The sequence below is a fragment of the Pseudomonas sp. NPDC087639 genome (assembly GCF_044743385.1).
Taxonomy (GTDB): domain Bacteria; phylum Pseudomonadota; class Gammaproteobacteria; order Pseudomonadales; family Pseudomonadaceae; genus Aquipseudomonas.
In genome coordinates, this window is sequence record NZ_JBIUWI010000038.1 from 25,796 (window position 1) to 50,904 (window position 25,109).

Annotated in this window: 23 protein-coding genes and 1 pseudogene; 14 read left to right on the forward strand and 10 right to left on the reverse strand. The window is 60.9% G+C overall.

Going from position 1 to position 25,109, the window contains the following annotated elements; translation table 11 throughout:
• Nucleotides 1-7: 7 nt before the first annotated feature.
• Complete coding sequence (gene fabF / locus ACIOVB_RS16835) at nt 8-1,282, forward strand: beta-ketoacyl-ACP synthase II (RefSeq protein WP_401269555.1); 1,275 nt, start codon at nt 8-10, stop codon at nt 1,280-1,282.
• On the opposite strand, the gene ACIOVB_RS16840 is transcribed toward fabF, so the two are convergent.
• The 3 genes from ACIOVB_RS16840 to eat form a co-directional block, all read right to left on the reverse strand.
• On the reverse strand, nt 1,279-1,836 hold the full coding sequence (locus tag ACIOVB_RS16840; RefSeq protein ID WP_401269597.1) for a TetR/AcrR family transcriptional regulator: 558 nt from the start codon (nt 1,834-1,836) through the stop codon (nt 1,279-1,281). The genes fabF and ACIOVB_RS16840 overlap by 4 nt on opposite strands.
• A gap of 136 nt (nt 1,837-1,972) precedes the next feature.
• A complete protein-coding gene (locus ACIOVB_RS16845; RefSeq protein WP_401269557.1) occupies nt 1,973-2,140 on the reverse strand; it encodes a DUF2897 family protein in 168 nt (55 codons plus the stop codon).
• 129 nt (nt 2,141-2,269) lie between these two features.
• Nucleotides 2,270-3,634 carry an ethanolamine permease gene (gene eat / locus ACIOVB_RS16850; RefSeq protein ID WP_401269558.1) on the reverse strand — a complete coding sequence of 455 codons (1,365 nt, stop codon included), beginning with the start codon at nt 3,632-3,634 and terminating at the stop codon, nt 2,270-2,272.
• A 400-nt stretch (nt 3,635-4,034) separates the two neighbouring features.
• On the opposite strand from eat, the gene kdpF reads away from it, so the two are divergent.
• From kdpF to ACIOVB_RS16880, 6 genes are all read left to right on the forward strand, one after another.
• The gene (kdpF, locus tag ACIOVB_RS16855) at nt 4,035-4,124 is read left to right on the forward strand and encodes a K(+)-transporting ATPase subunit F (protein ID WP_007899818.1); all 90 of its coding nucleotides are present in this window, start codon (nt 4,035-4,037) and stop codon (nt 4,122-4,124) included.
• A gap of 8 nt (nt 4,125-4,132) precedes the next feature.
• Nucleotides 4,133-5,827, forward strand: coding sequence for a potassium-transporting ATPase subunit KdpA (gene kdpA, locus ACIOVB_RS16860; protein WP_401269561.1), 1,695 nt, complete (start codon nt 4,133-4,135; stop codon nt 5,825-5,827).
• A gap of 24 nt (nt 5,828-5,851) precedes the next feature.
• Nucleotides 5,852-7,909: a potassium-transporting ATPase subunit KdpB gene (kdpB, locus tag ACIOVB_RS16865; RefSeq protein WP_401269564.1), complete on the forward strand. Its 2,058-nt coding sequence runs from the start codon at nt 5,852-5,854 to the stop codon at nt 7,907-7,909.
• Nucleotides 7,910-8,138: 229 nt separating this feature from the next.
• Nucleotides 8,139-8,684: a potassium-transporting ATPase subunit KdpC gene (gene kdpC / locus ACIOVB_RS16870; protein ID WP_401269568.1), complete on the forward strand. Its 546-nt coding sequence runs from the start codon at nt 8,139-8,141 to the stop codon at nt 8,682-8,684.
• A gap of 130 nt (nt 8,685-8,814) precedes the next feature.
• The gene (locus ACIOVB_RS16875; RefSeq protein ID WP_401269570.1) at nt 8,815-11,466 is read left to right on the forward strand and encodes a DUF4118 domain-containing protein; all 2,652 of its coding nucleotides are present in this window, start codon (nt 8,815-8,817) and stop codon (nt 11,464-11,466) included.
• 48 nt (nt 11,467-11,514) lie between these two features.
• Complete coding sequence (locus ACIOVB_RS16880) at nt 11,515-12,213, forward strand: response regulator (RefSeq protein WP_187677697.1); 699 nt, start codon at nt 11,515-11,517, stop codon at nt 12,211-12,213.
• Between the two features lie 70 nt (nt 12,214-12,283).
• Here the strand turns inward: ACIOVB_RS16880 and ACIOVB_RS16885 are convergent, their stop codons facing one another.
• A complete protein-coding gene (locus ACIOVB_RS16885) occupies nt 12,284-13,336 on the reverse strand; it encodes a patatin-like phospholipase family protein (protein WP_187677696.1) in 1,053 nt (350 codons plus the stop codon).
• Nucleotides 13,337-13,551: 215 nt separating this feature from the next.
• On the opposite strand from ACIOVB_RS16885, the gene ACIOVB_RS16890 reads away from it, so the two are divergent.
• From ACIOVB_RS16890 to ACIOVB_RS16905, 4 genes and pseudogenes are all read left to right on the forward strand, one after another.
• Nucleotides 13,552-13,830: a hypothetical protein gene (locus ACIOVB_RS16890; protein WP_401269573.1), complete on the forward strand. Its 279-nt coding sequence runs from the start codon at nt 13,552-13,554 to the stop codon at nt 13,828-13,830.
• Nucleotides 13,831-13,909: 79 nt separating this feature from the next.
• Nucleotides 13,910-14,674 carry a CHAD domain-containing protein gene (locus ACIOVB_RS16895; protein ID WP_187677694.1) on the forward strand — a complete coding sequence of 255 codons (765 nt, stop codon included), beginning with the start codon at nt 13,910-13,912 and terminating at the stop codon, nt 14,672-14,674.
• Nucleotides 14,675-14,690: 16 nt separating this feature from the next.
• Nucleotides 14,691-14,786: pseudogene (locus ACIOVB_RS16900) on the forward strand (metal ABC transporter ATP-binding protein); the annotation flags it as partial.
• Nucleotides 14,787-14,913: 127 nt separating this feature from the next.
• The gene (locus ACIOVB_RS16905; protein ID WP_401269576.1) at nt 14,914-15,708 is read left to right on the forward strand and encodes an acyl-CoA thioesterase; all 795 of its coding nucleotides are present in this window, start codon (nt 14,914-14,916) and stop codon (nt 15,706-15,708) included.
• Between the two features lies 1 nt (nt 15,709).
• Here ACIOVB_RS16905 and ACIOVB_RS16910 read toward each other — a convergent pair whose 3' ends face one another.
• The 3 genes from ACIOVB_RS16910 to ACIOVB_RS16920 form a co-directional block, all read right to left on the reverse strand.
• Complete coding sequence (locus ACIOVB_RS16910; RefSeq protein ID WP_401269579.1) at nt 15,710-16,075, reverse strand: terminase; 366 nt, start codon at nt 16,073-16,075, stop codon at nt 15,710-15,712.
• A gap of 192 nt (nt 16,076-16,267) precedes the next feature.
• Nucleotides 16,268-17,749, reverse strand: coding sequence for a methyl-accepting chemotaxis protein (locus tag ACIOVB_RS16915; protein WP_401269581.1), 1,482 nt, complete (start codon nt 17,747-17,749; stop codon nt 16,268-16,270).
• Between the two features lie 101 nt (nt 17,750-17,850).
• Nucleotides 17,851-18,660: a TatD family hydrolase gene (locus ACIOVB_RS16920; protein WP_401269584.1), complete on the reverse strand. Its 810-nt coding sequence runs from the start codon at nt 18,658-18,660 to the stop codon at nt 17,851-17,853.
• A 235-nt stretch (nt 18,661-18,895) separates the two neighbouring features.
• Between ACIOVB_RS16920 and ACIOVB_RS16925 the strand changes: the two genes are divergently transcribed.
• From ACIOVB_RS16925 to ACIOVB_RS16935, 3 genes are all read left to right on the forward strand, one after another.
• Nucleotides 18,896-20,317: a transglycosylase SLT domain-containing protein gene (locus ACIOVB_RS16925; RefSeq protein ID WP_187677690.1), complete on the forward strand. Its 1,422-nt coding sequence runs from the start codon at nt 18,896-18,898 to the stop codon at nt 20,315-20,317.
• Between the two features lie 108 nt (nt 20,318-20,425).
• Nucleotides 20,426-20,860: a DoxX family protein gene (locus ACIOVB_RS16930; RefSeq protein ID WP_187677689.1), complete on the forward strand. Its 435-nt coding sequence runs from the start codon at nt 20,426-20,428 to the stop codon at nt 20,858-20,860.
• A gap of 249 nt (nt 20,861-21,109) precedes the next feature.
• The gene (locus tag ACIOVB_RS16935) at nt 21,110-21,418 is read left to right on the forward strand and encodes a class I SAM-dependent methyltransferase (RefSeq protein ID WP_305439018.1); all 309 of its coding nucleotides are present in this window, start codon (nt 21,110-21,112) and stop codon (nt 21,416-21,418) included.
• Between the two features lie 6 nt (nt 21,419-21,424).
• Here ACIOVB_RS16935 and greB read toward each other — a convergent pair whose 3' ends face one another.
• From greB to ACIOVB_RS16950, 3 genes are all read right to left on the reverse strand, one after another.
• Nucleotides 21,425-21,922 carry a transcription elongation factor GreB gene (gene greB, locus ACIOVB_RS16940; RefSeq protein ID WP_305439016.1) on the reverse strand — a complete coding sequence of 166 codons (498 nt, stop codon included), beginning with the start codon at nt 21,920-21,922 and terminating at the stop codon, nt 21,425-21,427.
• 34 nt (nt 21,923-21,956) lie between these two features.
• Nucleotides 21,957-24,461 carry an ABC transporter permease gene (locus tag ACIOVB_RS16945; protein WP_187677686.1) on the reverse strand — a complete coding sequence of 835 codons (2,505 nt, stop codon included), beginning with the start codon at nt 24,459-24,461 and terminating at the stop codon, nt 21,957-21,959.
• Nucleotides 24,461-25,109: ABC transporter ATP-binding protein (locus ACIOVB_RS16950; RefSeq protein WP_401269589.1), on the reverse strand; the 649-nt coding region annotated here is incomplete at its 5' end. The genes ACIOVB_RS16950 and ACIOVB_RS16945, both read right to left, overlap by 1 nt.

Sequence of the window (25,109 nt, forward strand, 5' to 3'; positions counted from 1 at the left end):
ACGCGGTATGGATCAGCGTCGAGTAGTCGTCACGGGCATGGGCCTGGTATCACCTTTGGGCAGCGGCGTCGAAGTCGTTTGGCAGCGTTTGCTCGCCGGGCGTTCGGGATTGCGCAGCTTGCCGGATGCGGTGGTCGCTGATTTGCCGGCAAAAATCGGTGGTGCGGTGCCAACCCTGGAAGACGATGCCGAGGCGGGGTTCGATCCTGATCGGGCCACGCCACCCAAAGAACAGAAGAAGATGGACCGCTTCATCATGTTTGCCATGGAGGCGGCCCGACAGGCGCTGGAGCAGGCCGGTTGGCATCCAAAAGAGGGTAGGGATCAGGAGCGCACAGCGACGATCATCGGTTCCGGTGTCGGCGGCTTTGGTGCCATAGCCGACGCCGTTCGCACGACTGACAGTCGCGGCCCCCGCCGTCTGTCGCCGTTTACCATTCCATCCTTTCTGGTCAATCTGGCAGCCGGTCACGTGTCGATTCAGCACGGCCTCAAAGGTCCATTGGGCGCGCCGGTAACTGCCTGCGCCGCCGGGGTTCAGGCGATTGGCGACGCTGCACGAATGATTCGGGCTGGTGAAGCGGATATCGCCGTGTGCGGTGGTGCGGAAGCTGCGATTGACCGGGTCAGTCTTGCGGGTTTCGCCGCGGCACGAGCTCTGTCCAGCGGCTATAACGACACCCCGGAGCGCGCCTCACGTCCATTCGACAGCGGTCGTGACGGCTTTGTCATGGGCGAAGGCGCGGGCCTGCTGGTGATCGAGTCTCTGGAACACGCCTTGGCACGCGGTGCGAAACCCTTGGCCGAACTGGTCGGTTACGGCACCACCGCCGACGCCTATCATCTGACCGCCGGCCCTGAAGATGGCAGCGGTGCACGGCGTGCAATGGAGTTGGCCTTGGCGCAGGCCGGTATCGCGCCGGATCAGGTGCAGCACCTGAACGCTCATGCCACTTCCACACCGGTGGGTGATCTTGGCGAGCTGGCAGCAATCAAAAGTGTGTTCGGCTCGCAGAACAAAATCGCCGTGACCTCGACCAAATCCGCTACCGGTCATCTGCTCGGCGCTGCCGGCGGGCTCGAAGCGATCTTCACGCTGTTGGCGATACGTGATCAGGTGGTACCGCCGACGCTCAACTTCGACAACCCCGATCCTGCGAGTGAAGGCGTGGACATCGTCCATGGCCGGGCCCGATCAATGCCGATCGAATATGCATTGTCCAACGGCTTTGGCTTTGGTGGGGTGAATGCCAGCGTGTTGTTCAAGCGATGGCAGGCTTAGCCTTCTGCTTGCTTGAGATGGTCGCGGGTGATGTCGAGAATGCGCTGCGCAAACCCGGCATCCGCGACACTGCGCGACAGTAACAGAGCGCCAACTAAAGTCGACATGATAACGATGGCTCGGTCGGCGCTGTTGTCACTTTGCAGGGTGTTCTCGATCTGGCTCAGTCGCGCGTTGAGTACGGCGTCGCTGGTTGGACTGGGTTGTCCGCGCAGTCCCAGCTCCGAGGAAATGGTCAGCAGGGGGCAGCCTTCATGAGGGGATGTCTGATGCCATTCTGACAGGTAGGTGTCGATAAACACCTGCAACGGATTGTCCTGCGCAAAAATTTCAGCGCATAACCCATCGACTTGATCGCTTGCCTCTTGCAGTGCTTTTTCGACCAACTCGTCTTTGGATTTGAAGTGCGAATAAAAGCCGCCATGGGTCAGTCCCAGGGCTTTCATCAAAGGCTGCAGTCCGGTTGCACCGATCCCGTCCTTGCGAAATCGTGCCGACGCTTCCTTGATAATGCGCTGATGGGTCTGGGCTTTATGATCCTGCGAGTAACGCATCGGGAACTCTCCGCAACAATGCCGCCATCTTAACCAAGGAAAATTAAATGGTGACTGTACTTCTACTTCTAAAAAGCGTGCGGAAACGCCGATACGGATCTGAAAAACAAACCCCGCCAATCAGGCGGGGTTTTTGTTAACGATCTTGTGCTTCTTTTGCATCCATTTCCGAGTTGCGTTGCGCAACGCGCTTACGTTCTTCATCGGTCAGTTCGACCTTGTTGGCGGTGTCTCGCAACATCATCAATCCGCCAACGATCGAGCCGATTGCAACAACCAGAATCAACCAAGCATACCAAGGCATAACGGCTCTCCTTAATGGCAGATCGACGGACGAGGATTTCGCCGTGCGATGCTGCATACCACATTTGAGCGAAGCGGCTTCGCAGTGGTTCCATTCTAGGCCCGTTATGCCCTGTGCACCCGAAGTCCCTTAACGCCCGGTCAGCATCGCATCGGCTGGCGCGTTGGCGCGTAGTTGCCCGGTGAGCATGAAGTAGCCAAAACCGACCGCCATGAAGCCTAGAAATATCAGCCCGATCAACGCATTGAACCACGCCATCGCCACCAGGCACACCACCGCCAGCACCAGTGCAATCATCGGCACCAGCGGGTAGCACGGTGCGCGAAAGGTGCGCTCCAGATTCGGCTCGGATTTACGCAGTTTGAACAGGCTGAGCATGCTCATGATGTACATCACGATTGCGCCGAATACCGCCATGGTGATCATCGCGGCAGTGAGGGTCATGCCGCCGAGGTTGATCAGGCCGTCGCTGTAGATCGCGGCAATGCCGATGATGCCGCCGACGATGATCGCCCGGTGCGGTGTCTGGAAGCGCGACAGCTTGGCCAGCGAAGCGGGCAGATAACCGGCGCGGGCGAGGGCGAAGAACTGGCGCGAATAGCCGAGGATGATGCCGTGGAAACTCGCCACGAGGCCGAACAGACCAATCCAGACCAGCATGTGCAGCCAGCCGGAGTTGTCGCCGACCACGGTTTTCATGGCTTGCGGCAGGGGATCGTTGATGTTCGCCAGGGTGCGCCAGTCGCCGACGCCACCGGCAAAGAACATCACGCCCATAGCCAGCAGCACCAGGGTCAGGATGCCGCTGATGTAAGCCTTGGGAATCGTGCGTTTCGGATCCTTGGCTTCTTCGGCAGCCATCGCTGCGCCTTCAATCGCCAGGAAAAACCAGATCGCAAACGGAATCGCGGCGAACATCCCGGCAATTGCGGGTGCCCCGAACACATCCGAACCGGCCCAGCCATTGAGCGCGAAGTTGCTGAAGCTGAAGGCTGGTGCGACGACGCCCATGAACACCAGCAGTTCGGCGACGGCGAGCACGCAGACGATCAACTCGAAGGTTGCCGCCAGTTTCACCCCAAGGATGTTCAATCCCATAAAGACGATATACGCACCGACTGCTGCGTGTTTCGGATCGAGGGCCGGAAACTGCACATTTAAGTAGGCGCCGATGGCCAAGGCAATTGCCGGTGGTGCGAAGACAAATTCGATCAGCGTCGCCAGCCCGGCGATCAATCCACCTTTTTCCCCGAACGCACGACGGCTGTAGGCAAACGGCCCGCCCGCGTGAGGAATCGCGGTCGTCAGTTCGGTGAAGCTGAAGATAAAACAGGTGTACATGGTCGCGACCATGAACGAGGTCACCAGGAAACCCAGCGTTCCGGCCACGCCCCAGCCGTAACTCCAGCCGAAGTATTCCCCGGAAATCACCAGCCCCACGGCGATGCCCCACAGGTGCAGCGTGCCCAGCGTGGGTTTGAGTTGTGTGTTCATGCGTTTGCTCCCTGAACGGTTTGGAAAGCTCGGGGGAGGGCGTGTGCAGTGGGCGTGCCATCGCGCTGAAACAAGTCGTAATGAGTTCAAAGCTGTCGCAGGGGGGATGATTGGCGGTGGATGCATGGGTTTTGTGCGCCAGTTGAGTGCGATGTTGTCTGCGCCGCCGCCTTCGAGAGCAGGCTCGCTCCCACATTATGAAATGCGTTCCCCCTGTGGGAGCGAGCGTGCTCGCGAAGAGGCCAGCCCAAACACCGCATAAATCGCCCGTAAAGCCCGCATAAACCCACTCTTTACGCTTTCTTTATGCCCCGCCACACCCCTCGGTCTCGTTCCTTTACAGCCTCCTTTCCGACAATGCCTCCACACGCGGCAATACGCCGTAACACGGAGATCTTCCATGAGCGTTCTGGACGGGGTGTCACTGCTATTGGCAGTGGGGCTGTTCATTTATCTGTTGGTTGCGCTGTTGCGCGCGGATCGGAACTAGGAGCGGCTATGCACAGTTATGATTATTGGCTGATCCTCGCGTTTTTCGCGGTGGTTCTGTTGCCGGCGCCGTTCCTCGGGCGCTTCTACTACAAAGTGATGGAAGGTCAGCGCACCTGGCTGACGCCGATTCTCGGCCCGGTCGAGCGCGGTTGCTATCGCATCGCCGGTGTCGATGCGCAGGCTGAGCAGAGCTGGCAGAAATACACGCTGGCGCTGTTGGCGTTCAACCTCGCCGGTTTCCTGCTGCTGTTCGCGATTCTGTTGTTCCAGGATCACTTGCCGCTGAACCCGCAGAACCTGCCGGGCCAGGAGTGGACCCAGGCGTTCAACACCGCGGTCAGCTTTATGACCAATACCAACTGGCAGTCCTACAGTGGTGAAGCGACCCTCAGCTACCTGAGCCAAATGGTCGGCCTCACCGTGCAGAACTTCGTCAGCGCCGCCACTGGCCTCGCCGTACTGGTTGCGCTGTGCCGTGGTATCGGTCGCAAGTCGACCAAGACCCTTGGCAACTTCTGGGTCGACATGACCCGTGCCACCCTCTACGGCCTGCTGCCGCTGTGCTTGCTGCTGGCGCTGTATCTGGTCTGGCAGGGCGTGCCGCAAACCTTCGCTCAGTATGTGAACGCTGTGACCATGCAGGGTGTTGATCAGGTGATTCCGCTCGGCCCGGCCGCCAGCCAGATTGCGATCAAGCAATTGGGCACCAACGGTGGTGGCTTCTTCGGCGTGAACTCGGCGCACCCGTTCGAGAACCCGACTGCGTGGAGCAACCTGTTCGAAGTCGCTTCGATCATCCTGATCCCGGTCGCGCTGGTGTTCACCTTCGGCCACTACGTCAAAGACTTGCGTCAGAGCCGCGCGATCATCGCCTGCATGTTGGCGCTGTTCCTGATTGGCGGCGCGACCTCTCTGTGGGCCGAATATCAACCGAATCCGACCCTTAACAACGCCGCCGTCGAACAGACCGCGCCGCTGGAAGGCAAGGAAGCGCGCTTTGGCACCACCGCCACCGTGTTGTGGTCGGTGACCACCACTGCGGCGTCGAACGGCTCGGTCAACGCCATGCATGACAGCCTCAACCCGCTCAGCGGCATGGTCGCGCTGGTCAACATGATGGTTGGCGAAGTGATCTTCGGTGGCGTCGGTGCCGGGCTCTACGGCATGTTGCTCAACGTGTTGATCGCGGTGTTCCTCGCCGGCCTGATGATCGGCCGCACACCTGAATATCTGGGCAAGAAACTGCAGGCGCGGGAAGTGCAATTGCTGGTGGTGACCCTGCTTGTGATGCCGGTTGGCGTACTGGTGCTCGGCGCGATTGCCGCTGTCCTGCCAGGCCCGGCAGCGACCATCAGCAACCCTGGCCCGCACGGTTTCAGTCAGTTGCTGTACGCCTACACCTCGGCCAGTGCCAACAACGGTTCGGCGTTCGGTGGTCTGAGTGCGAACACACCGTTCCACAACCTGATGCTCGGTCTGGGTATGTTGATCGGTCGCTTCGGTTACATCCTCCCGGTTCTGGCATTGGCCGGCAGCCTGGCGATGAAGAAAACCGCACCGATCGGCCAGAACAGCTTCCCGACTCACGGCCCGCTGTTCGTGACCCTGTTGACCGTGACCATTTTGCTGGTGGGCGGCCTGACTTTCCTGCCGACTCTGGCGCTCGGCCCTATCGCCGAACACTTGAGCATGGGCTTCTAAGCCTCTCTATTTAGGAGCTGCATCATGAATATGCCTGCAATCAAACCCGCTGCTGCAAAAGCACCGGAACAAGCGAAAACCGCGATCTCGGCACTGTGGCGCCCGGCGCTGGTGCAAGCGTTCGTCAAGCTCGACCCACGGCAGCTCAAGCGTTCGCCGGTGATGCTGGTGGTCGAACTGACCGCGATCTTCACCACCGTGCTGTGCTTCATTCCGGACGCTGATGTGCCGACGTTCGTCGCCGCGCAAATCGCTCTGTGGCTGTGGTTCACCGTGTTGTTCGCCAACTTCGCCGAGGCACTGGCCGAAGGTCGCGGCAAGGCCCGCGCCGACAGCCTCAAGGCTGGCAGCGAAGGCTTGAGCGCACGACGCAAACAGGCCAATGGCAGCTTTCAGGTCGTGCCCGCCACTAGTCTGCGCAAAGGCGATGTGGTGCGCGTCGAAGCGGGGGAGATGATCCCCGGTGACGGCGAAGTCATTGAAGGCATCGCGGCGGTCAACGAAGCGGCGATAACCGGTGAATCGGCACCGGTGATTCGCGAGTCCGGCGGCGACCGTTCTGCGGTCACGGGTAACACTCGACTGGTGTCGGACTGGCTGCTGGTGAAGATCACCGCCAACCCCGGTGAGTCGACCCTCGACCGCATGATCGCGCTGGTCGAAGGTGCCAAGCGCCAAAAGACCCCAAACGAAGTCGCGCTGGACATCCTGCTGATCGGCCTGACCCTGATCTTCCTAGTCGTGGTCGTGACCCTGCAACCGTTCGCCCGCTTCGCCAACGGCAGCCTGCCGCTGGTGTTCCTGGTGGCGCTGTTGGTCACGCTGATTCCGACCACCATTGGCGGTCTGCTCTCGGCGATCGGTATCGCCGGGATGGATCGTCTGGTGCGCCTGAACGTGATCGCCAAGTCTGGCCGTGCAGTAGAGGCGGCGGGTGACGTGCACGTGCTGCTGCTCGACAAGACCGGCACCATCACTTTCGGTAACCGTCGTTGCAGCGCGGTGTATGCCGCGCCGGGCGTCAGTGGTCGCGATTTGGCCGAGGGGGCGCTGTTCGCCTCGCTGGCTGACGATACTGCTGAGGGTAAGTCGATCGTCGAGTACCTGCGCGGTCTGCATCCGCAGCCCGAGCCGTCGCCGGAAACCCTGACTGCCGTGCCGTTCAGCGCTGAAACCCGCTTGTCCGGTGTCGACTATCAGGGCCGCGTTTATCGCAAAGGTGCAGTGGATTCGCTGCTGAGTTTCATCGGCCAAAAACGCTCCGATCTCGCCCCGGCGTTGTCGCGAGAAATCGACAAGATCGCCCAGAGCGGTGGCACACCGTTGCTGGTCTGCGTCGACGGCAAACTGCTCGGTGCGATCCACCTCAAGGACGTGGTGAAACCTGGTATTCGCGAGCGTTTTGCCGAACTGCGCAAGCTGGGGATTCGCACGGTAATGGTTACCGGCGACAACCCGCTGACCGCTGCCGCCATCGCCGCTGAAGCAGGCGTGGATGACGTGCTGGCTGAAGCGACCCCGGAGAAAAAACTCGCCCGTATTCGTCACGAGCAAAACGACGGTCGCCTGGTCGCCATGTGCGGCGACGGCGCCAACGACGCCCCGGCACTGGCTCAGGCTGACGTCGGTATGGCGATGAACGACGGCACACAGGCCGCGCGTGAAGCAGCCAACATGGTCGATCTCGACAGCGACCCGACCAAGCTGCTGGACGTGGTGCAGATCGGCAAGGAATTGCTGGTGACTCGCGGTGCGCTGACGACCTTTTCCATCGCCAACGACGTGGCCAAATACTTCGCGATCCTGCCAGCGCTGTTCGCCTCGATTTATCCGCAACTGGGCGTGCTGAACATCATGCAGTTGACCAGTCCGCAGAGCGCGATTCTGTCGGCCATTGTGTTCAACGCTTTGATCATCGTGGTGCTGATTCCATTGGCCCTGCGCGGTGTGCGAGTGCAGGCGGCGAGTGCGGCGGCGTTGTTGCGCCGTAATCTGTTGATCTATGGCGTGGGCGGGATTCTGGTGCCGTTCGTGGGTATCAAGGCGATCGATATGTTGCTCACGGCGTTGCATCTGGTTTGAGGCTGTGAAGAGCCCCTCACCCTAACCCTCTCCCAGGGGGAGAGGGGACTGATCGAGTTGAATGTTTGAGGTACACCGACCTGAAAAATCGAGCCGAACTCAGGTTTTGAACTGAAAAAAGATCGGCTCCCTTTCCCCCTCGCTCCCCTGGGGGAGAGGGCTGGGGTGAGGGGGAAAGATTTCCCTGACACCCCGCAAAAGTTTGCCCAACGAATTAGAGGATTTTGAAATGTCCACAATGATACGTCCGGCCCTGAGCCTGCTGGTGCTGATGACCCTGGTCACCGGCGTCGCCTACCCACTGGTAGTCACTGGCGTCGCGCAAGTCGCGTTCCCCGCTCAAGCCAATGGCAGTCTGGTCCAGGACGCCGCCGGCAAAGTCCGCGGCTCATCCCTGATCGCACAGGATTTCGTCGGCGATGCGTGGTTCCATCCGCGTCCTTCGGCGGGCGCATTTGCTACCGTGTCCAGCAGCGCAAGCAACCTGGCGCCAAGCAACCCGGCACTCGCCACGCGAGTGATCGACGAAGCCAACAAACTGCAAGTTCCTGGGCAAGGCCCGGTGCCGTTGGCGTTGCTGACCACCTCCGGCAGCGGCCTCGATCCGCACTTGCCACCGGCGGCAATTGCCTATCAACTGGCGCGAGTTGCAGCCGCACGCAATCTGCCGGTGTCGACCGTGCAGCAGTTGCTTGATGCACATATCGAACAGCCGCTGGTAGGGCCGCCAGTGGTGAATGTGCTGGAGCTGAACATGGCACTGGAAAAACTCTGAATCGGCGGCGCGGCCATTCGCGAGCAGGCTCGCTCCCACAGCTGTACGCGTTCCAAATGTGGGAGCGAGCCTGCTCGCGAAGAGGGCCGAAAGAACACCGCATAACTATCAGGAAGAGAGAGCATCAAGCATGAGCGATTCCGGCCGCGCCGACGCGCTGTTAGCAGACCTGTCCCGCGACGGCCGTGGCCGGCTCAAGGTTTTCCTCGGTGCCGCGCCCGGCGTCGGCAAGACCTACGCCATGCTCCAGGCCGCGCACACCCAACTGCGCCAAGGCGTGAAAGTCATTGCTGGTGTCGTCGAAACCCATGGCCGTGCCGAGACCGAAGCACTGCTCGGCGGTCTGCCGCAGCAGCCGTTGGTGCGCTCGGAATACCGTGGCGTGATGCTTGAAGAAATGGACCTCGACGGCATCCTCGCCGCCAAGCCAAAACTGGTGCTGGTTGATGAACTGGCCCACAGCAACGCCCCCGGCAGCCGTCACGCCAAACGTTGGCAAGATATTCAGGAACTGCTCGCCGCTGGCATCGACGTGTTCACCACCGTCAACGTCCAGCATCTGGAAAGCCTCAACGATCAAGTGCGCGGCATTACCGGCGTGCAAGTACGCGAAACCCTGCCGGACTGGGTGCTGCAAGAAGCCTACGAACTGCTGCTGATCGACCTGCCGCCGCGCGAACTGCTAGAGCGTCTGCGCGAAGGCAAGGTCTACGTGCCGGAGCAGGCCCGGGCGGCCATCGATGCATTTTTCACCCAGACCAACCTCACCGCACTGCGCGAGCTGGCCATGCAAACCGCGGCGGCGCAAGTCGATAACGACCTCGCCCAAGGCTATCGCCAACTCGGCCAAGCCGCGCCAGCCGTGCGCGGTCGTTTGCTGGTCGGGGTTGATGGCGATGCCCACGCCGAGCGCCTGGTGCGTCACGCCAGTCGCGTTGCCCAACGGCGCCATCTGCCGTGGAGTCTGGTACACGTCGACAACGGCACGGTGCGCGACGAGCAATCGCGTCTGCGCCTGCAAAGCGCCCAGCAACTGGCCGAGCGCCTTGGCGGCGAAGTGGTGTTGCTGCGCGCCGGTGAGGTGGCAAAAACCCTGATCCAGCATGCCGCCGAACGTCGCGCGAGTCTGGTGCTGGTCGGGCAATCCCGGCCGGGTCTGCGTCGTCGCCTGTTCGGTGGCGGTCTGGCTGCACGGTTGCTGCGTCAGGCCCACGGTCTGGAAATCAACGTCCTCGACAGCGATCAAGAGCAGCATCAGCCGCGCCAACGATCAGCGCCGACGCTGGTGTGGTTCGACTATGCGCTGGCGCTGGTCGCCACGTTGTTGGCCACCGCTTTGGCGTGGGCGGTGTCGAGTGTGTTACCGCTGCCGAACATCTCGCTGGTGTTCCTCGCGGCGGTGTTGCTGGTGGCGGTGCGCAGCAGCCTCGGCCCGGCGCTGGCGTGTGCGGCGTTGTCGTTTCTGACCTACGACTTTTTGTTCATCCCGCCGAATTTTTCCTTCGCCATCCAGCGTGAAGAAGACGTGCTGACCTTGCTGTTCTTCCTGCTGATGGCGGCGCTCACCGGTAACCTCGCGGCACGTCAGCGCCGGCAGTTGCAGGCGCTGCGCGATACTCAGGAAGAGACCACCGAACTGCTCGATCTGTCGCGCAAACTCACTGCCGCCACCGACCGCCAAGCCGTGGTCAGCGCCGCTGCGCAACACCTCAACGGCTGGAGCGATTTGCAGCTGTGCCTGCTCAACCGCGACGGGCAGGGCGGCTGGAAAGTCGAGACCGGCGGGCCGCTGGAGTTCACCGAGTCTGAACGTGCTGCCGCTGATTGGGCCTGGCAGCACGATCAACCGGCCGGCATGGGCACCGGCACCTTGCCGTTCGGGCGTTGGTGGTGGTGGCCGCTTTCCGTCGAGGACGGGCCGTTGGCCTTGCTCGGCGTCTGCGCCAAAGAAGGCCAGACCTTGAGCGGCCAGCGCCGTCGCTTGCTCACGGCGTTGAGTCAGCCGTTGGCGCAAGCGCTGGCCCGTGCGCAACTGGCGGATGATCTGGAGGCTGCGCGCCTGCACGGCGAAACCGAGCAATTGCGCAGCGCCTTGCTGGCCTCGGTATCCCATGATTTGCGCACGCCGCTGACGTCGATGCGCGGCAGCATCGACAGCCTGTTGGCCTTGGGCGAAGCGATCCCGCTGGAGGATCGTCGTGAACTGCTCGAAGGCACCCGCGATGAAGCCGAGCGCCTCGACCGCTACATCCAGAACCTGCTCGACATGACTCGCCTCGGCCACGGCGCGCTGAAGCTGGCGCGGGACTGGGTGTCGCCAGCCGACATCGTTGGCAGTTCGCTCAATCGTCTGCGCGCGGTGCTGGCGCCGTTGCAGGTCACTACCGATGTGCCGGCGGAGTTGCCGTTGCTGTTCGTGCATGCGGCGTTGATCGAGCAGGCGCTGGTCAATGTGCTGGAAAACGCCGCGCGCTTCTCACCCGCCCACGGGCGCTTGGAACTGAGCGCAGGTGCCAATGACGAAGAGATTTTCTTCTCGGTCAGCGATGAAGGCCCCGGGATTCCGGAAGACGAGCGGGCGAAGATTTTCGACATGTTCTACACCGCTGCACGGGGCGATCGCGGCGGCCAGGGCACCGGTCTGGGGCTGGCGATCTGTCAGGGCATGGTCGGCGCTCACGGCGGGCGCATCAGTGTCGCCGACGGCATCGACGGGCGCGGCACCTGCATCACCTTGCACCTGCCGTTGCAGGCGCAACCGGGGATGGACGATGAAGCTTGATTCTGACTGCGCTACTCTCCTGCCAATCTTTTCTGTTGATGTGAATTCATGAGCCAGACCGCGACCATTTTGGTCATCGACGACGAACCGCAGATCCGCAAATTCCTGCGCATCAGCCTCGCTTCACAAGGCTACAAGGTGCTGGAGGCTGGCACGGGGGCCGAAGGCCTGGCCCAGGCGGCGCTGAACAAACCGGATCTACTGGTGCTCGACCTGGGTCTGCCGGACATGGACGGCCAGCAAGTGCTGCGCGAGTTTCGCGAGTGGGCCACGGCGCCGGTGCTGGTGCTGTCGGTGCGCGCCAGCGAAGGGCAGAAAGTCCAAGCGCTGGATGGCGGTGCCAATGATTACGTGACCAAGCCGTTCGGCATTCAGGAGTTTCTTGCGCGGGTGCGCGCGTTGTTGCGTCAGGCGCCGGCGGGAGAGGCGCAACAGGCGGCGCTGAATTTCGGCCCGCTGACGGTCGATCTGGCTTATCGGCGGGTACTGCTCGATGGCGTCGAAGTGGCGCTGACCCGCAAGGAATACGCCGTGCTGGCGCAACTGGCGCGGCATCCGGGGCGGGTGATCACCCAGCAGCAATTGCTCAAGGATATCTGGGGGCCGACGCATACCGAGGACAGCCACTACTTGCGGATTGTGGTGGGGCACTTGCGTCAGAAACTGGCGGATGATCCGACCCGGCCGCGGTTTATCGTGACGGAAGCGGGGGTTGGGTATCGGCTGATTAGCGAGAACAGCCTTTAGTCTTGTGTCGACCAGACTGACGCTATCGCTGGCTTGCCAGCGATGAGGCCATATCAGTCAGCCGTGATCTTCAGGGCTCCCTGCTCTGCTCACTCTCATACCGATCCAGCGTATCCCGAGCAATCTCCCGCCCCAGCGCGATCAATTCCGGCGCTTTGTAAAACTCGAAAAACCGGCACACCCGCTTCGGCACGTTGATCAGGATGTCCGGTGGATACCCGGCAATCTTGTACTGCGCCAGCGAGGTCTGCATCACCTCGAAACTCTGGTTGATCAAGTCCAGCAAAGAGGCCGGGCCGACGTTATCGATGATGAACGAGCCGGTGGCGGATTTCGGTGCGCCTTCGCCTTCGCGTTCGGGGGCGGCGGCGGGTTGCTGGGCTTCAGGCTCGGCGCCTTCGAGCCACGGATTGATGGCCGCCGCTTCGGCCCTCAGGGCTTCCTGTTCCAGGCGCAGTAATTGTTCGGCCTGGGTGCGACGGAACGGCATCTTCGAACCGAGCGAACTGATCAGGCTGTCGAAGCGTGAACGAAAGGCTGGCGGGCGCTGGATCACTGGCAATTTGTAATGCCGCTGGTTGGTCGAGTTGAGATTGACCGCAATGATCAGATCACAGTGGCTCGACACCACTGGCACAATCGGCAGCGGGTTGAGAATGCCGCCGTCGACCAGCATCCGGTTGCCTTGCATCACTGGAGTGAAGAGGCTGGGAATCGCCGCCGAGGCGCGCATGGCTTGATGCAGGCAGCCTTCCTGAAACCAGATTTCCTGTTGGTTGGTGAGGTCGGCGGCGACCGCTGTGTAGGGGATGCGCAGATCCTCAATGTTGATATCGCCTACGATTTTGCGGATCTGCCCGAAGACCTTTTCGCCACGAATGGCGCCGAGACGGAAACTCACGTCCACCAGGCGCAGCACGTCGAGATAATCCAGGCTTTCGATCCAGTTGCGGTATTCATCGAGCTTGCCGGCGGCATAGATTCCGCCGACTACCGCGCCCATCGAACAACCGGCAATACAGGCGATGTCGTAACCGCGGCGTTCCAGTTCTTCAATGACGCCGATATGGGCGTAGCCCCGGGCACCTCCGGAACCCAGCACCAGTGCGACACGCTTTTTCATCAAACTTCCTCCCGACAAGGTTGCACAATGCACCCATCGAGCGGACGGCTCAATCGCCAAGGTCGCCCTGTGCGCCGGTGACGTCGTTTTTTCGATACTCCATGGCCGCTCGGCGCTATCCTCTTGCCACCGCAGATTCAGGCAGGGGCAAGGCACTTTTTCGCCGCCCGACCGTCTTACCTGCACGACTGTTGACCTATTTTGAGGTGTAAGTGATGAAAGCCTGGATCTGTGTGCCGTTGATGGCCCTGGCATTGGCCGGTTGCGCCGGTAAAACCGCCTACCGTGACAGTTGCGGCAGCCAGCTCGACACTGCGTGGCATGAGCTGGACCTGGCCAAGGCCGAAGGCTTTGCCGGCACTGTCAGTTATTCCAAAGCCTTGTCGTTGCTGACGGCAGCCAAGACCCAGCAGCAATTCGAAGGTTTCGAAGGTTGCGCGAGCAAGGCCGAGAAGGCGCGTTTCTACATTCGCGAATCTCGCGCCGGTCGCTAAGCTGCTGACATAGCGCAAGCGGGCTGAGGCTGCGAAGTTGCAGACTCATCTCTGAAGCCATTTGAATCAGGAGCAAGTGATGTCTGCGTTGGTTGACCGGTTGGTGGCTCATGTCCTGAGCCTGGAAGTGCGGCTGCTGGCCTGTCAGGCGCGAATGACAGCGCGCACAGATCCCGAGGCGCTGCATGATCTGCGCACCACGGTGCGGCGGCTGCGCAGTCTGTTGCGGCCGTTGCGCGGTTTGCCGGGTGTCGAGCAACTGGAAGGCGCGGCGTCGGCGGTCGGCCAACTGACTACGCCGTGGCGCGATCGCGAAGTGCTGGCGGCGTATCTGCTCCAGCATGCTCAACCCGAAGCTGCGCAAAAACGCATGGCGCAAATGGCCGAAGCCTATCCAGCGCTGGCGGCGAGTCACGAGGTGGTTTCGCTGCTGATGATCCTCGACGCTTTCCCGCGTTTCCTGCGTGCGTCCCAGCGTCAGGGTTTGCTCAAAGGGCTGGATAAGCGCATCGAAAAACGCCTCGGCAAGCAATGGCAGAAACTCGATGAGGCACTGCACGATCCAGCCCACGACCGGCATCGCCTGCGTCTGCTGATCAAGCGTGTGCGTTACGGCATCGAGGCCTATCCCGAACTGGATCGCTTACCGAAGCCGGCGCTGGAGCGCTTGAAGTCGGCACAAGGTGCGTTGGGCGACTGGCACGATTGCTGGCAGTGGCTGGCTCGGGCTGAGCTGGAAACAGATCTGCAGCCGTGTGTCGCGACGTGGCAGGCGACCATGGTCAAGGCTGAAACCAAAGCGGATCGGGTCTTGGAAAAGCTCAGCTCCAGTTGCTTCAAATAATCTCGAATCGCCCTGAATCCCTGTGGGAGCGAGCCTGCTCGCGAAGAGGTCATGTCAGTCGACATCATTGTTGTCTGACCCACCGCATTCGCGAGCAGGCTCGCTCCCACAGTGGTTTTCATTTGGTTTGAAATTGGCGTAAGGCCTATCTGTCAGCCCATTTGACCGGAATAGACGCTGCGGCGCTTCGCAGGGCTGGTTAAGATCCTCGCATTCACTTTTCGCTTTTTGAGGTTGCCATGCGCTTTTGCGATTTGCTCGATGCCGTCCGCCGCCAACCGGAGCTGAACATTCCCGCCGAATGGGCGCAGGGCCGCGCCAGTTTCGGTGGCCTGGTCGCCGCGCTGCAATACGAAGCCATGCGCGCCAGGGTGCCGGCGGATCGCCCGGTGCGTTCGCTGGCGATCACCTTTGTCGGCCCGGTCGAGCCAGAAGTGCCGGTGAGTTTTGAGGTCGACGTGTTGCGTGAAGGCAAAGCCGTCAGCCAAGTGATGGGCCGGGCGATGCAGAATGGTCAGGTGGTTACACTGGTGCAAGGCAGTTTTGGCGCCTCGCGCCCATCGGAAGTGGCTATGCCAGCGTTTCCTGCTCCCGAGATGAAGCCTTGGGACGATTGTCAGGAACTGCCGTATATCAAAGGTGTGACCCCGGAGTTCATGCGCCATTTGGCAATGCGCTGGAGTATGGGCGGACTGCCATTTACGGGCAACACGTCGCGTGATATGGGTGGTTGGGTGCGTTTGCGTGGGGACGTGAAAGAAGAGCCGGTCACTGAGTCGCACATTCTGGCACTGGTGGATGCCTGGCCGCCGTCACTGTTGCCGCACCTGAAGAAAGTGGCAGCGGGCAGTACGCTGACCTGGACTATCGAATTCGTTCAGCCGTTGCGCGATGTGAGCACGCTGGACTGGTGCAAATATCGGGTTGAAACCGAGTACGCCGTCGACGGCTACGGCCATGCTGCCGCCAAGCTTTGGAGCGCTGAAGGAGAGCTGATCGCCATGAGTCGCCAGACCGTCACGATCTTTGCCTGAGTCAGTGTCGACGGTGGCGCTCAACCCAGGCGCGCCACCAACCGCCGCTGAGGAAGAAACGCGGAAAGGTCAGAAACTGCTCGACCAGCAGGCGTGACACCGCATCTTTGCGATCACTGAACGGCTCGGAGGCTTGCACCTCCAGGCGGTGACCGTGGCGCTGCAACCCCAGCGCCGCGACGATACCGATCACACCGATGGCCACACTGGCCAGGCTCAGGCTGAACACCCCGGACACGATCAGCAGAAACGCGACGATAAACAGCGGCACGGCAATCAGGTGCAATACCAGATTGGTCGGATGCTGGTGGTTGTTCGGGTACGCGCGCCATTGCCACGCGGGAAGGTTGGGGTGACGTTTGCCCATGTTGACTACTCCTCGATCCATGTTGAACACATGGTGTGAAGAATAGGCCGGGTCGGGGAGGGCGGCGAATCAAGGTTGGCTATAGGTGTGATAGGTGTGATAGGTGTGATTGTCCAAAAAGATCGCGGCCTTCGGCAGCTCCAGGTTCGCATTCCAATGTATGAGCTGCCGAAGGCTGCGATCTTTTGATCTTCAGAGTTTCAACTGCCCTATGGCCTTGCTCAATTCCCCAGCCAACGTCGCCAGCTCATTACTGGTCGTCGCCGAATCCACCGTCTGCTGCACGGTGTTCTCGGTCACATCGCGAATACTCACCACTGCGCGATTCATTTCCTCGGCCACCTGACTCTGTTGCTCCGCCGCCACGGCAATCTGTGTGTTGCTCTCGCGCATCTGCGCCACCGCTCCGGTGATTTCCGCCAGCGCCTCACCAGCCTCCTGCGCCTGCTGCACGCAGTCGTCGGCCTTGTACGAACTCTCCTGCATGAAATCCACCGCATCGCGGGTGCCGGCCTGCAACGCCGAGACCATGGTGGTTATCTCATCGGTCGACGTCTGCACTCGCTTGGCAAGATTGCGCACTTCATCGGCGACCACCGCAAAACCCCGGCCCATTTCGCCGGCCCGCGCCGCTTCGATGGCGGCGTTGAGTGCCAGCAGGTTGGTCTGCTCGGCGATGCTGTGAATCACGCTGACCACACCGTTGATCTTCTGACTGTCTTCGGCCAGCCGTTGAATCATCTCGGCGGTTTGCTGCACGCCGCTGGACAGCCCGGCAATCGAATGCTGCACCCGCGCAACTACCTGCTGACCGCTGCCGGCCAGGCCGTCGGCGGTCTGTGATAAATCGCGGGTGGCGCCAGCGTGTTGGGCGATGTGGTAAACGGTGGCGGTCATCTCGTTGATCGCGGTGGCGGCCTGATCAGTTTCGCTTTGCTGGCCGAGCATGCCGTGACGCACTTCGTTCATGCTCTTCGCCAGGCGCGCCGCACCGATATCCAGTTGCCGTGCGGTGTTGGCGACGGTAGTCACCACTCGCTGATAACCCGCTTGCATGGCGTTGAACGCATTGGCCATCTGCCCGACTTCGTCCTTGCCGGCCAGTGGCACACGGGCCGACAAGTCGCCGCTTTTCTCGACGTGCAGCATTACGTCCTTGAGCGTGTTGAGTTGGCTGAGCAGGAAGCGGATCAGCAGTTGCGAGGCGCCGAGCATCGCCAACATCAGGATAAATACCGCCACCGCATAATTGGCAAAACGCTCGCCGAACACTTGCGTCAGGCTTGGTCCATAAGCGATGACCGCTACTTGTTGGCCGTCGGCACGGCTGAACACTTCGGCGCCCATCAGCGGGTTATCGCCGAACAGTGGCAGGTGATTGATCTCGTTCCAGCCGTTACTGTCGGTGATCTCCAGCAGAGGTTGGTCATTGAGACGTGGGGCTTCGCCGCGTTTAAACGTCAGCACCTGATCAGTCTTGGGCAGCACCGCCCCGGCCGGCCAAACCTTGAGCAATTGCGCCTGGGCTTGCGCCGAGGCTTGTGCGGCGTGGCTGCGAGCCTGCTGTTCGAGTTGCACGGCGTACAACACCAGCAGCAGGGTGGTGACGAAGGCGACCGCATTGACCGCCCAGAATTTGTATTTCAGCGAGATATTGCTAAGCCAGGCACCCATGGAGGTTTTCTCTGATAGCGGAAAAAGCATTGGCAAGGTGCCAGCATTGTGCCGCTATGCAACGAGGAAGAACTTGATATGGGTCAACAGGCAACGTAGTCCTACACTGGAAGATCGGGGAGGCCATAGAACGCGCGGGCGCACACGGTGGTATGCACCGCCAGATCTTCCTCGGTCTCGCCCCGATGCAACGCCACTTCGCGCAGCACTTCAGTCAGGTACGCCGGCTCATTGCGCCCGTTCTTCGGCTTCGGCCTCAGCGTGCGTGGCAGCAGATACGGCGCATCGCTTTCCAGCATCAGTCGTCCGCGCTTGATCTCCTTGACCAGCGGATGCAAATGCGTGCCCCGGCGCTCGTCGCAGATCCAGCCGGTAATACCGATGTGCAGATCCAGATCGAGGTAGCTGAACAACGCCTTTTGCTCGCCCGTAAAGCAATGCACCACGGCGGCGGGCAGTTGATCGCGGAAGTCCTTTAAAATCTCCAGCAGGCGCTGACTGGCATCGCGCTCATGCAGAAACACAGGCAATTGCAACTCAACGGCCAGCGCCAGATGTTCTTCGAGGACTTTTTCCTGCTGCAGGCGCGGCGAGAAATCACGGTTGAAATCCAGTCCGCATTCACCCACCGCGACCACATTCGATTCGCTCAGCAAACTGCGCAGACGTCTGGCGCTGTCAGCGTTCCAGTCACTGGCCGAATGCGGGTGAATTCCGGCAGTGGCGAACAGTCGTTGGCCGCTCTCATCCAGTTGCTGGCACAACTCCAGAGCCTGTTCGCTGCCTTCGACGCTGGTGCCAGTCAGCACCAGTTGGCAGACCCCGGCGGCGTAGGCGCGGTCGAGCACGGCCTGGTGTTTGTCGGCGAAACTTGGGTTGGTCAGGTTGACGCCGATATCGATGAGTTGCATGGTTGCTACCTCGGGCCGAAGGCCGGGAAGCATACCAGAGCTGTAGATTCATAAGAAAAGCCAAGAACTACAACGGCTTATGACTGTCTGTTGAGGCCGCGAGACCGCTCGTGTTGGCGTAATGGCCATCACTGTGCCAGTCTCTCGCACTTTATCAGCGCTCAGGCGCTCTGTTTTCGTCGGTGATTTCGACCGTTCAATGGTGAATTCACCCCGCATTCTTTCCGGAGAGTGGATGATTCGTCCCTCGGTTTTGTTGCTGTTGTGTGGATCGTTGCTGCTGCCGATGACGGCGGTTGCGCGCTTGCCCGGGCCGTTGCAAGCCGTGCCGGCGGCGAAAGTGCGCGACCTTTCGGAGATTCGCAGCAGCCGGGTGTTGCGCGTACTGGTCAACCAGAGCCGTAACAGCTCCGGCGAAGTCCAGGGTCAGGCCATCGGCGTCGAATACCATCGCCTGCGCGCCTTCGAGCAATACCTCAATGGCCACGCCCGTGACGGTCAGGAAGTCACCCTCAAGATCATTCCCAAAGCCAAGGATCAACTGCTCGGCGCCTTGCAGCGCGGCGAGGGGGATCTGGTTGCGCCTGGCGAATTACTGCAACTGCAACCGGGTTATGCGGTGGTCAGCAGTGAGCCGATTGCCAGCAATGTTCCGTTAGTGCTGGTCGGGATCAAGGGCGAGCGGCGCTACACAAAGGTTGAGCAACTTTCCGGGAAAACCCTCGCGTTGCCAACCGGCAGTGCAGCAGGGGACGCGGTCAGTCAGATCAACCAGAAACTGGCGCTGCACAAACTGGCACCGATCAACATCGAATGGGTCGATCCGACGCTCGCCGTCGAAGATGTACTGGAAATGGTCCAGGGCGGGATCTTCCACCTGACCATCGTCGAGCAACCGATTGCCGAACGCTGGGGCAAGATCCTGCCCAAGCTGCGCTTTGATCGGCAGTTGATGATCAGCGAGCCCGGCGAGGAGTACTGGTTTGTGCGCCGTGATGCGTCGATGCTGCGGGCGAGCATTGATCGCTTCCTGACGGGTTACAAAAAGCCTTCGAACGAAGACGCAGCGTTTCTGCGCATCTATCGCCGTCTCTATCAAGTTCACTATCCATTGGCCAAGGCCGATCGCCAGCGTCTGGAAAAGCTGCGGCCAACCCTGCAGAAACATGCCGAAGCGCAAAACATGGACTGGCTGAACCTGGCCGCACTGGCTTTCAAGGAATCCGCCCTGCAACCCAATGCCCGCAGTGGTAGCGGCCCGACCGGGCTGATGCAAATCACCCCATCCGCGGCGCAACGGGTCGGCGTGAATAACATCCAGAATCTTGATGCGAACGTGCAGGCCGGGGCCAAGTACCTGGCAATGATCCGTCGCAAGTTTTTCAGCAGTCCCAAGCTCAATGAGCGCGAACGCATGGCCTTCACGCTGGCGGCCTACAACATCGGCCCGGAGCGGGTGCAAGGCATGCGTGCCGAAGCGCGGCGGCGGGGGCTGAATCCCAATCAGTGGTTTTTTCAGGTCGAGCGCATTGCCATGGAGCAGGTGGGAATGGGCGCCGTCAGCTATGTTAATAGCGTGAACAAGTATTACTTGGCGTTCGACCGGGAGCGAGAGTCGTTGGAGCCCCGGGGACAGAAAGTTGTCTCACGCAAATGATCAAATAAATTGATTGTTATGGCGCATTATTTGCGCTTTTAACATAAAATTAACTGATTAATATAGCGGCCAACCAACACACACTTCTCGCCAAACAAGGAATACACAATGAGCACTCTGATCAACAAGGTACTGTTTACCCGCGCCGGTTACGGCCTGACCATTCTGCGCATTGCGGTCGGCGTGATCTTCGCCGCTCACGGTGCGCAGAAACTCTTCGGCATGTTCGGTGGCTACGGTCTGGCCGGCACCGCGCAGTACATGGAAAGCATCGGTTTGACCCCGGGCTATCTGATGGCCACACTGGCCGGTGGTACCGAGTTCTTCGCCGGTCTGGCCTTGATCATCGGCCTGCTGGTTCGCCCGGCGGCATTGGGTCTGACCTTCCTGTCGCTGGTGGCGATCTTCACCGTGCACATCAGCAACGGTCTGTTCATGGCCAACAACGGTTACGAGTTCGCCCTGGCACTGCTCGGTGGCAGCCTCGCGGTATTGATCGAAGGTGCCGGCAAGCTCTCGGTGGACCGCGCCATCGCCGGTTGACCGCTCTGGCTCAAGCAAAAGGCCCGCATTGTGCGGGCCTTTTTTGTTGCTGCCGATTCTTGACACTGATCGGTCACGTTCTCTAGGATGTTGCTCATGCGCCGATTTAAACAGCTACTTGCGGGGCGCCAGGTGACTTCAACAGTTGCCGTCAGAAGCCGGAACAGGGCTTCGAAATACCGCTAAAGCGCTGGTTCGGTGTTGCCTCTCACCTGCCATGCAGACTTTTTGAGGCTGAGACACGACACGATGAATGCACTACGCCCTCCAGCACGTCCCGCGCCGATCACGGCACATATCACCCAGCGCAATCCAAAAATCCTCCTTGGCGGTAAACATCAGCCGACGCTGTTGCGTTATCTCGATGGCTGGCCACGGCGCAGCGGCGGTCCTGCCGCGTTTTTGATCCAGTTTGTTGAAGACGGTGAGTCGCTGGCGCGTTTTGCCAGTGACAGTTTCGATCTGGCCGTGATTCAGGCGCCCAGCCAGGAAGACGCCCCGCAAATGATCAAGCAACTGATCCGCGTCGCGCGGCAGGGATTGATTACTCGTCGCTGATCCCGATTACGGATAATCGATCGCCACGATGTACACGAATTGCTCGCCGGTCGGCGTCTGCACGCGCACTTCGGCATCCAGCGCCTTGCCGATCAAGGCGCGCGCCAGAGGTGAATCGATGCTGATCAGGCCCAGCTTCAGATCCAGTTCATCCGGGCCGACGATGCGGTAGCGCGACTGCTTGCCTTCCTCGTTTTCGATGGTCACCCACGCGCCGAAGTAAACCTTGTTCGGATCGCTGGGTTTTTCGCTGACAACCTTGAGCGCTTCCAGGCGTTTGGTGAGAAAGCGCACGCGACTGTCGATTTCGCGCAGCATCTTTTTGCCGTAGGTGTACTCGGCGTTCTCCGAGCGATCACCCTGAGCCGCCGCCTCGCTGACCGATTGCGTCACCTGCGGACGGCGCACATGCCACAGCTCATGGAATTCGGCGCGCATCCGCGCTTCACCTTCTGGGGTGATCAGCGCGGTGCCGGCGGTGCGGGGAGGGCGATAACGGCTCATGGCAACTTCTTGTGAGAGAGACGGCTGGAGTCTATCAACCCTCGCGCAATACTGTCAGCGGACTTGCATTGAGCGCCCTGCGCGTGCCGAACACGCCGGCGCCGCCAATCAGCGCTGCGCCAATCAGCGGCAGCACCAGCAGCCACGGATGCGGGTGCCACGGCAGATCGAATGCGTAGCGATACAGCACCAGACTCACCACTTCCGAACCAATGGCCGCGAGCAAACCGCTGACCGCGCCAAGCAAGCCGAACTCGATGCGCCGTGCCTTGATCAGCAATTGCCGCTCCGCCCCCAGCGCACGCAAGAGCGCGCCTTGGCGAATGCGCTCATCCAGCGTCGCCTGCAATCCGGAAAACAACACGGCCATCCCCGCCGCCAAAACAAACAGCAACACATATTCCACGGCCAGGGTGACCTGGGCGAGGATGCTACGCAGCTGTTCAAGAAGGGCTTCGACTTGAAGGATGGTCACAGCCGGGAAGGTGCGCGACAGTTCGACTATCTGCTGGTCGTGTCCGGGGGCCAGATAGAAGCTGGTGAGGTAGGTAGCCGGCAGATCCTTCAGAGTGCCGGGCTGGAAGATCATGAAGAAGTTCGGCTGGAAGTTGTCCCAGTTGATCTCGCGCAGGCTGGTGACTTTTGCTTCACGGTTGACTCCACCGACGTTGAACACCATGTGATCGCCGAGTTTGAGTTTGAGGCTCTCGGCGACTTTGCCTTCCACCGACACGCCCGGTACTTCGTCCGACGGTTGCGAGCTCCACCATGAGCCGGCAGTCAGTTTATTGCCAGCGGGCAAGTCAGCAGCCCAAGTCAGGCTCAGATCCCGTTGAACTGCGCGGTCACCCGCCGAATCCTTGCTGACGATTTGCTGTACGGGGTCGCCGTTGATGCTGATCAACCGGCCCGGCACTACCGGGTACAACGGCGCCGCTTGAGCCGAGACTTTGATCAGGTGATCCGTAAAGGCCTGTTTGTCCGCGGGCAGGATGTTCAGAGCGAAGTAGTTCGGTGCGTTTTTCGGCAATTGGTTCTGCCAGGTGTCGAGCAGTTCGCCACGCAACAGCGCGATCAATGCCATGGACAGCAAGATCAGACCGAACGCCAACGCTTGGCCGGCAGCCGCCAACGGATGGCGCAACAATTGGCCGAGGCCAAGACGCCACGGCAAGGAAGCCCGGGCCAACAGGCGGCGCAAGCTGTTCAGCAGCAACAGCAGCAATCCACCAAGAATGACTGCCGCCACGACACCGCCGCCCAGCAGGGCAAACGTCAGTAGCAAGTCCAGGCTCAGGCGCCACATGATCAGGCCGAGCGCGCCCAATGCGGCACCGTAAACCATCCAGGTGCTCGACGGGATTGGCAACATGTCGCGGCGCAATACTCGCAGCGGCGGCACTCGACCCAGCGCGGCAAGTGGCGGCAGGGCGAACCCTGCCAGCGCTACCAGCCCGGTGCCGATCCCGGCGATCGCTGGAAACAGACCGCCCGGTGGCACATCACTCGGCAGCAGGTCGTTCAGCAATGCAAACAAACCCAGTTGCGCGAGCCAGCCCAGCAAGGCACCGCTGAGGCTGGCGAGCAATCCGAGGACAGTCAGCTGCAAACTGAACAGCACCATGGTTTCCCGGCGTGACAAACCGAGGCAGCGCAGCAAAGCGCTGGCATCGAAGCGGCGGCTGGCGAAGCGGTTTGCCGAAAGCGCGACCGCGACCCCGGCCAACAACACCGCGACCAGACTGGCCATGTTCAGATAACGCTCGGCTTTGCCCAGCGCACCGCCAATCTGCCGGTTGCCGTCGCGGGCGTCTTGAATTCGCTGATTTGCCGCGAGTCCGGGTTTGATCAACTGCCGATAGGTTTCCAGCGCTTGCGGTTCGCCGCGCCACAGTTCGCGATAGCTCACCCGGCTGCCGGGCTGCACCACGCCGGTCGCGACGAGGTCGTCGAGGTTGATCATCACTCGGGGTGTGAGGCTATAGAAGTTACCGGCGCGATCCGGTTCATAGGTCAGCACCCGTGTCAGCTTCAACGTCTTCATGCCGACATCGATGCTGTCGCCGATCTTCAGATCCAGCGCGGTCAGCAGACGTGCCTCGACCCAGGCTTCACCGGGTTGTGGTTCGCCGCCGGGCTCCTCAGTGGCGAATGGCGCCGGAGCGCTCTTCAGTTCGCCACGCAATGGGTAGGCGCGATCGACCGCTTTGATACTCGACAACTGAATGGCGTTGTCGGTGGCGATGACGCTGGAAAATTCCACCACTTGCGCGTGGTTCAGGCGCAACTCGGTACCGCTCCTGATCTGTTCCTCTCGGGCCGGCGAGCTGCCTTCCAGAACCAGATCGGCGCCAAGAAACTCAGTGGCGCGCAACATCATCGCGCCGTTGAGGCGGGCTCCGAAGTAACCGATGGCGGTACTCGCCGCCACCGCTACCACCAGAGCGAAGAACAACACCCGCAATTCTCCGGCGCGGGCATCGCGCATGAGTTGGCGAATGGCGAGACTGAACAGACGCAACAGCGGCAGGCGTGCCATCAAGGCTCCAGAGGGGCGACCAACAGCCCGGCTTCAAGACGGATCAGGCGCCGGCAGCGATGCGCCAGGCGTTCGTCATGGGTCACCAGCACCAGAGTGGTGCCGCGTTCCTTGTTCAATTCGAACAGCAGGTCGCTGATGCGTTCGCCGGTGTGGCTGTCGAGGTTGCCGGTTGGTTCGTCGGCGAACAGCACGTCAGGCTCGGCGGCAAACGCCCGGGCAATCGCCACGCGTTGTTGCTCGCCACCGGAGAGCTGGCGCGGTGAATGCGTCAGACGCTGGCCGAGGCCAACCCGCTTAAGCAACTCGGTGGCGCGCTCGCGGGCGTCTTTGCGGCCATCGAGTTCCAGCGGCAGCATGACGTTTTCCAGCGCGTTGAGACTGTCGAGCAACTGGAACGATTGAAAAACGAAACCCACATGCTCGGCGCGAATGCGCGCGCGCTGGTCTTCATCGAGATTGCTTAACGCCTGGCCGGCGAGAATGACTTCGCCGCTGCTAGGCAAATCGAGTCCGGCGAGCAGGCCGAGGAGGGTGGATTTGCCGGAACCGGACGCGCCGACGATGGCCAGGCTGTCGCCCTTGTTCAGTTCCAGGCTGAGTTCGTGCAGGATAGTCAGTTCACCTTCCGCGCTGGGACCCACTTTG

Bases quoted from the DNA above. Each gene is read 5' to 3' on its own strand.
- ACIOVB_RS16885 (WP_187677696.1), bottom strand. From the start codon at position 13,336: ATGAAAAAGCGTGTCGCACTGGTGCTGGGTTCCGGAGGTGCCCGGGGC.
- ACIOVB_RS16935 (WP_305439018.1), top strand. From the start codon at position 21,110: ATGAATGCACTACGCCCTCCAGCACGTCCCGCGCCGATCACGGCACAT.
- ACIOVB_RS16915 (WP_401269581.1), bottom strand. From the start codon at position 17,749: ATGGGTGCCTGGCTTAGCAATATCTCGCTGAAATACAAATTCTGGGCG.
- kdpB (WP_401269564.1), top strand. From the start codon at position 5,852: ATGAATATGCCTGCAATCAAACCCGCTGCTGCAAAAGCACCGGAACAA.
- ACIOVB_RS16845 (WP_401269557.1), bottom strand. From the start codon at position 2,140: ATGCCTTGGTATGCTTGGTTGATTCTGGTTGTTGCAATCGGCTCGATC.
- ACIOVB_RS16945 (WP_187677686.1), bottom strand. From the start codon at position 24,461: ATGGCACGCCTGCCGCTGTTGCGTCTGTTCAGTCTCGCCATTCGCCAA.
- greB (WP_305439016.1), bottom strand. From the start codon at position 21,922: ATGAGCCGTTATCGCCCTCCCCGCACCGCCGGCACCGCGCTGATCACC.
- eat (WP_401269558.1), bottom strand. From the start codon at position 3,634: ATGAACACACAACTCAAACCCACGCTGGGCACGCTGCACCTGTGGGGC.
- ACIOVB_RS16875 (WP_401269570.1), top strand. From the start codon at position 8,815: ATGAGCGATTCCGGCCGCGCCGACGCGCTGTTAGCAGACCTGTCCCGC.
- kdpC (WP_401269568.1), top strand. From the start codon at position 8,139: ATGTCCACAATGATACGTCCGGCCCTGAGCCTGCTGGTGCTGATGACC.
- ACIOVB_RS16840 (WP_401269597.1), bottom strand. From the start codon at position 1,836: ATGCGTTACTCGCAGGATCATAAAGCCCAGACCCATCAGCGCATTATC.
- ACIOVB_RS16910 (WP_401269579.1), bottom strand. From the start codon at position 16,075: ATGGGCAAACGTCACCCCAACCTTCCCGCGTGGCAATGGCGCGCGTAC.
- ACIOVB_RS16930 (WP_187677689.1), top strand. From the start codon at position 20,426: ATGAGCACTCTGATCAACAAGGTACTGTTTACCCGCGCCGGTTACGGC.
- ACIOVB_RS16920 (WP_401269584.1), bottom strand. From the start codon at position 18,660: ATGCAACTCATCGATATCGGCGTCAACCTGACCAACCCAAGTTTCGCC.
- ACIOVB_RS16880 (WP_187677697.1), top strand. From the start codon at position 11,515: ATGAGCCAGACCGCGACCATTTTGGTCATCGACGACGAACCGCAGATC.
- ACIOVB_RS16925 (WP_187677690.1), top strand. From the start codon at position 18,896: ATGATTCGTCCCTCGGTTTTGTTGCTGTTGTGTGGATCGTTGCTGCTG.
- ACIOVB_RS16905 (WP_401269576.1), top strand. From the start codon at position 14,914: ATGCGCTTTTGCGATTTGCTCGATGCCGTCCGCCGCCAACCGGAGCTG.
- fabF (WP_401269555.1), top strand. From the start codon at position 8: ATGGATCAGCGTCGAGTAGTCGTCACGGGCATGGGCCTGGTATCACCT.
- ACIOVB_RS16890 (WP_401269573.1), top strand. From the start codon at position 13,552: ATGAAAGCCTGGATCTGTGTGCCGTTGATGGCCCTGGCATTGGCCGGT.
- kdpA (WP_401269561.1), top strand. From the start codon at position 4,133: ATGCACAGTTATGATTATTGGCTGATCCTCGCGTTTTTCGCGGTGGTT.
- kdpF (WP_007899818.1), top strand. From the start codon at position 4,035: ATGAGCGTTCTGGACGGGGTGTCACTGCTATTGGCAGTGGGGCTGTTC.
- ACIOVB_RS16895 (WP_187677694.1), top strand. From the start codon at position 13,910: ATGTCTGCGTTGGTTGACCGGTTGGTGGCTCATGTCCTGAGCCTGGAA.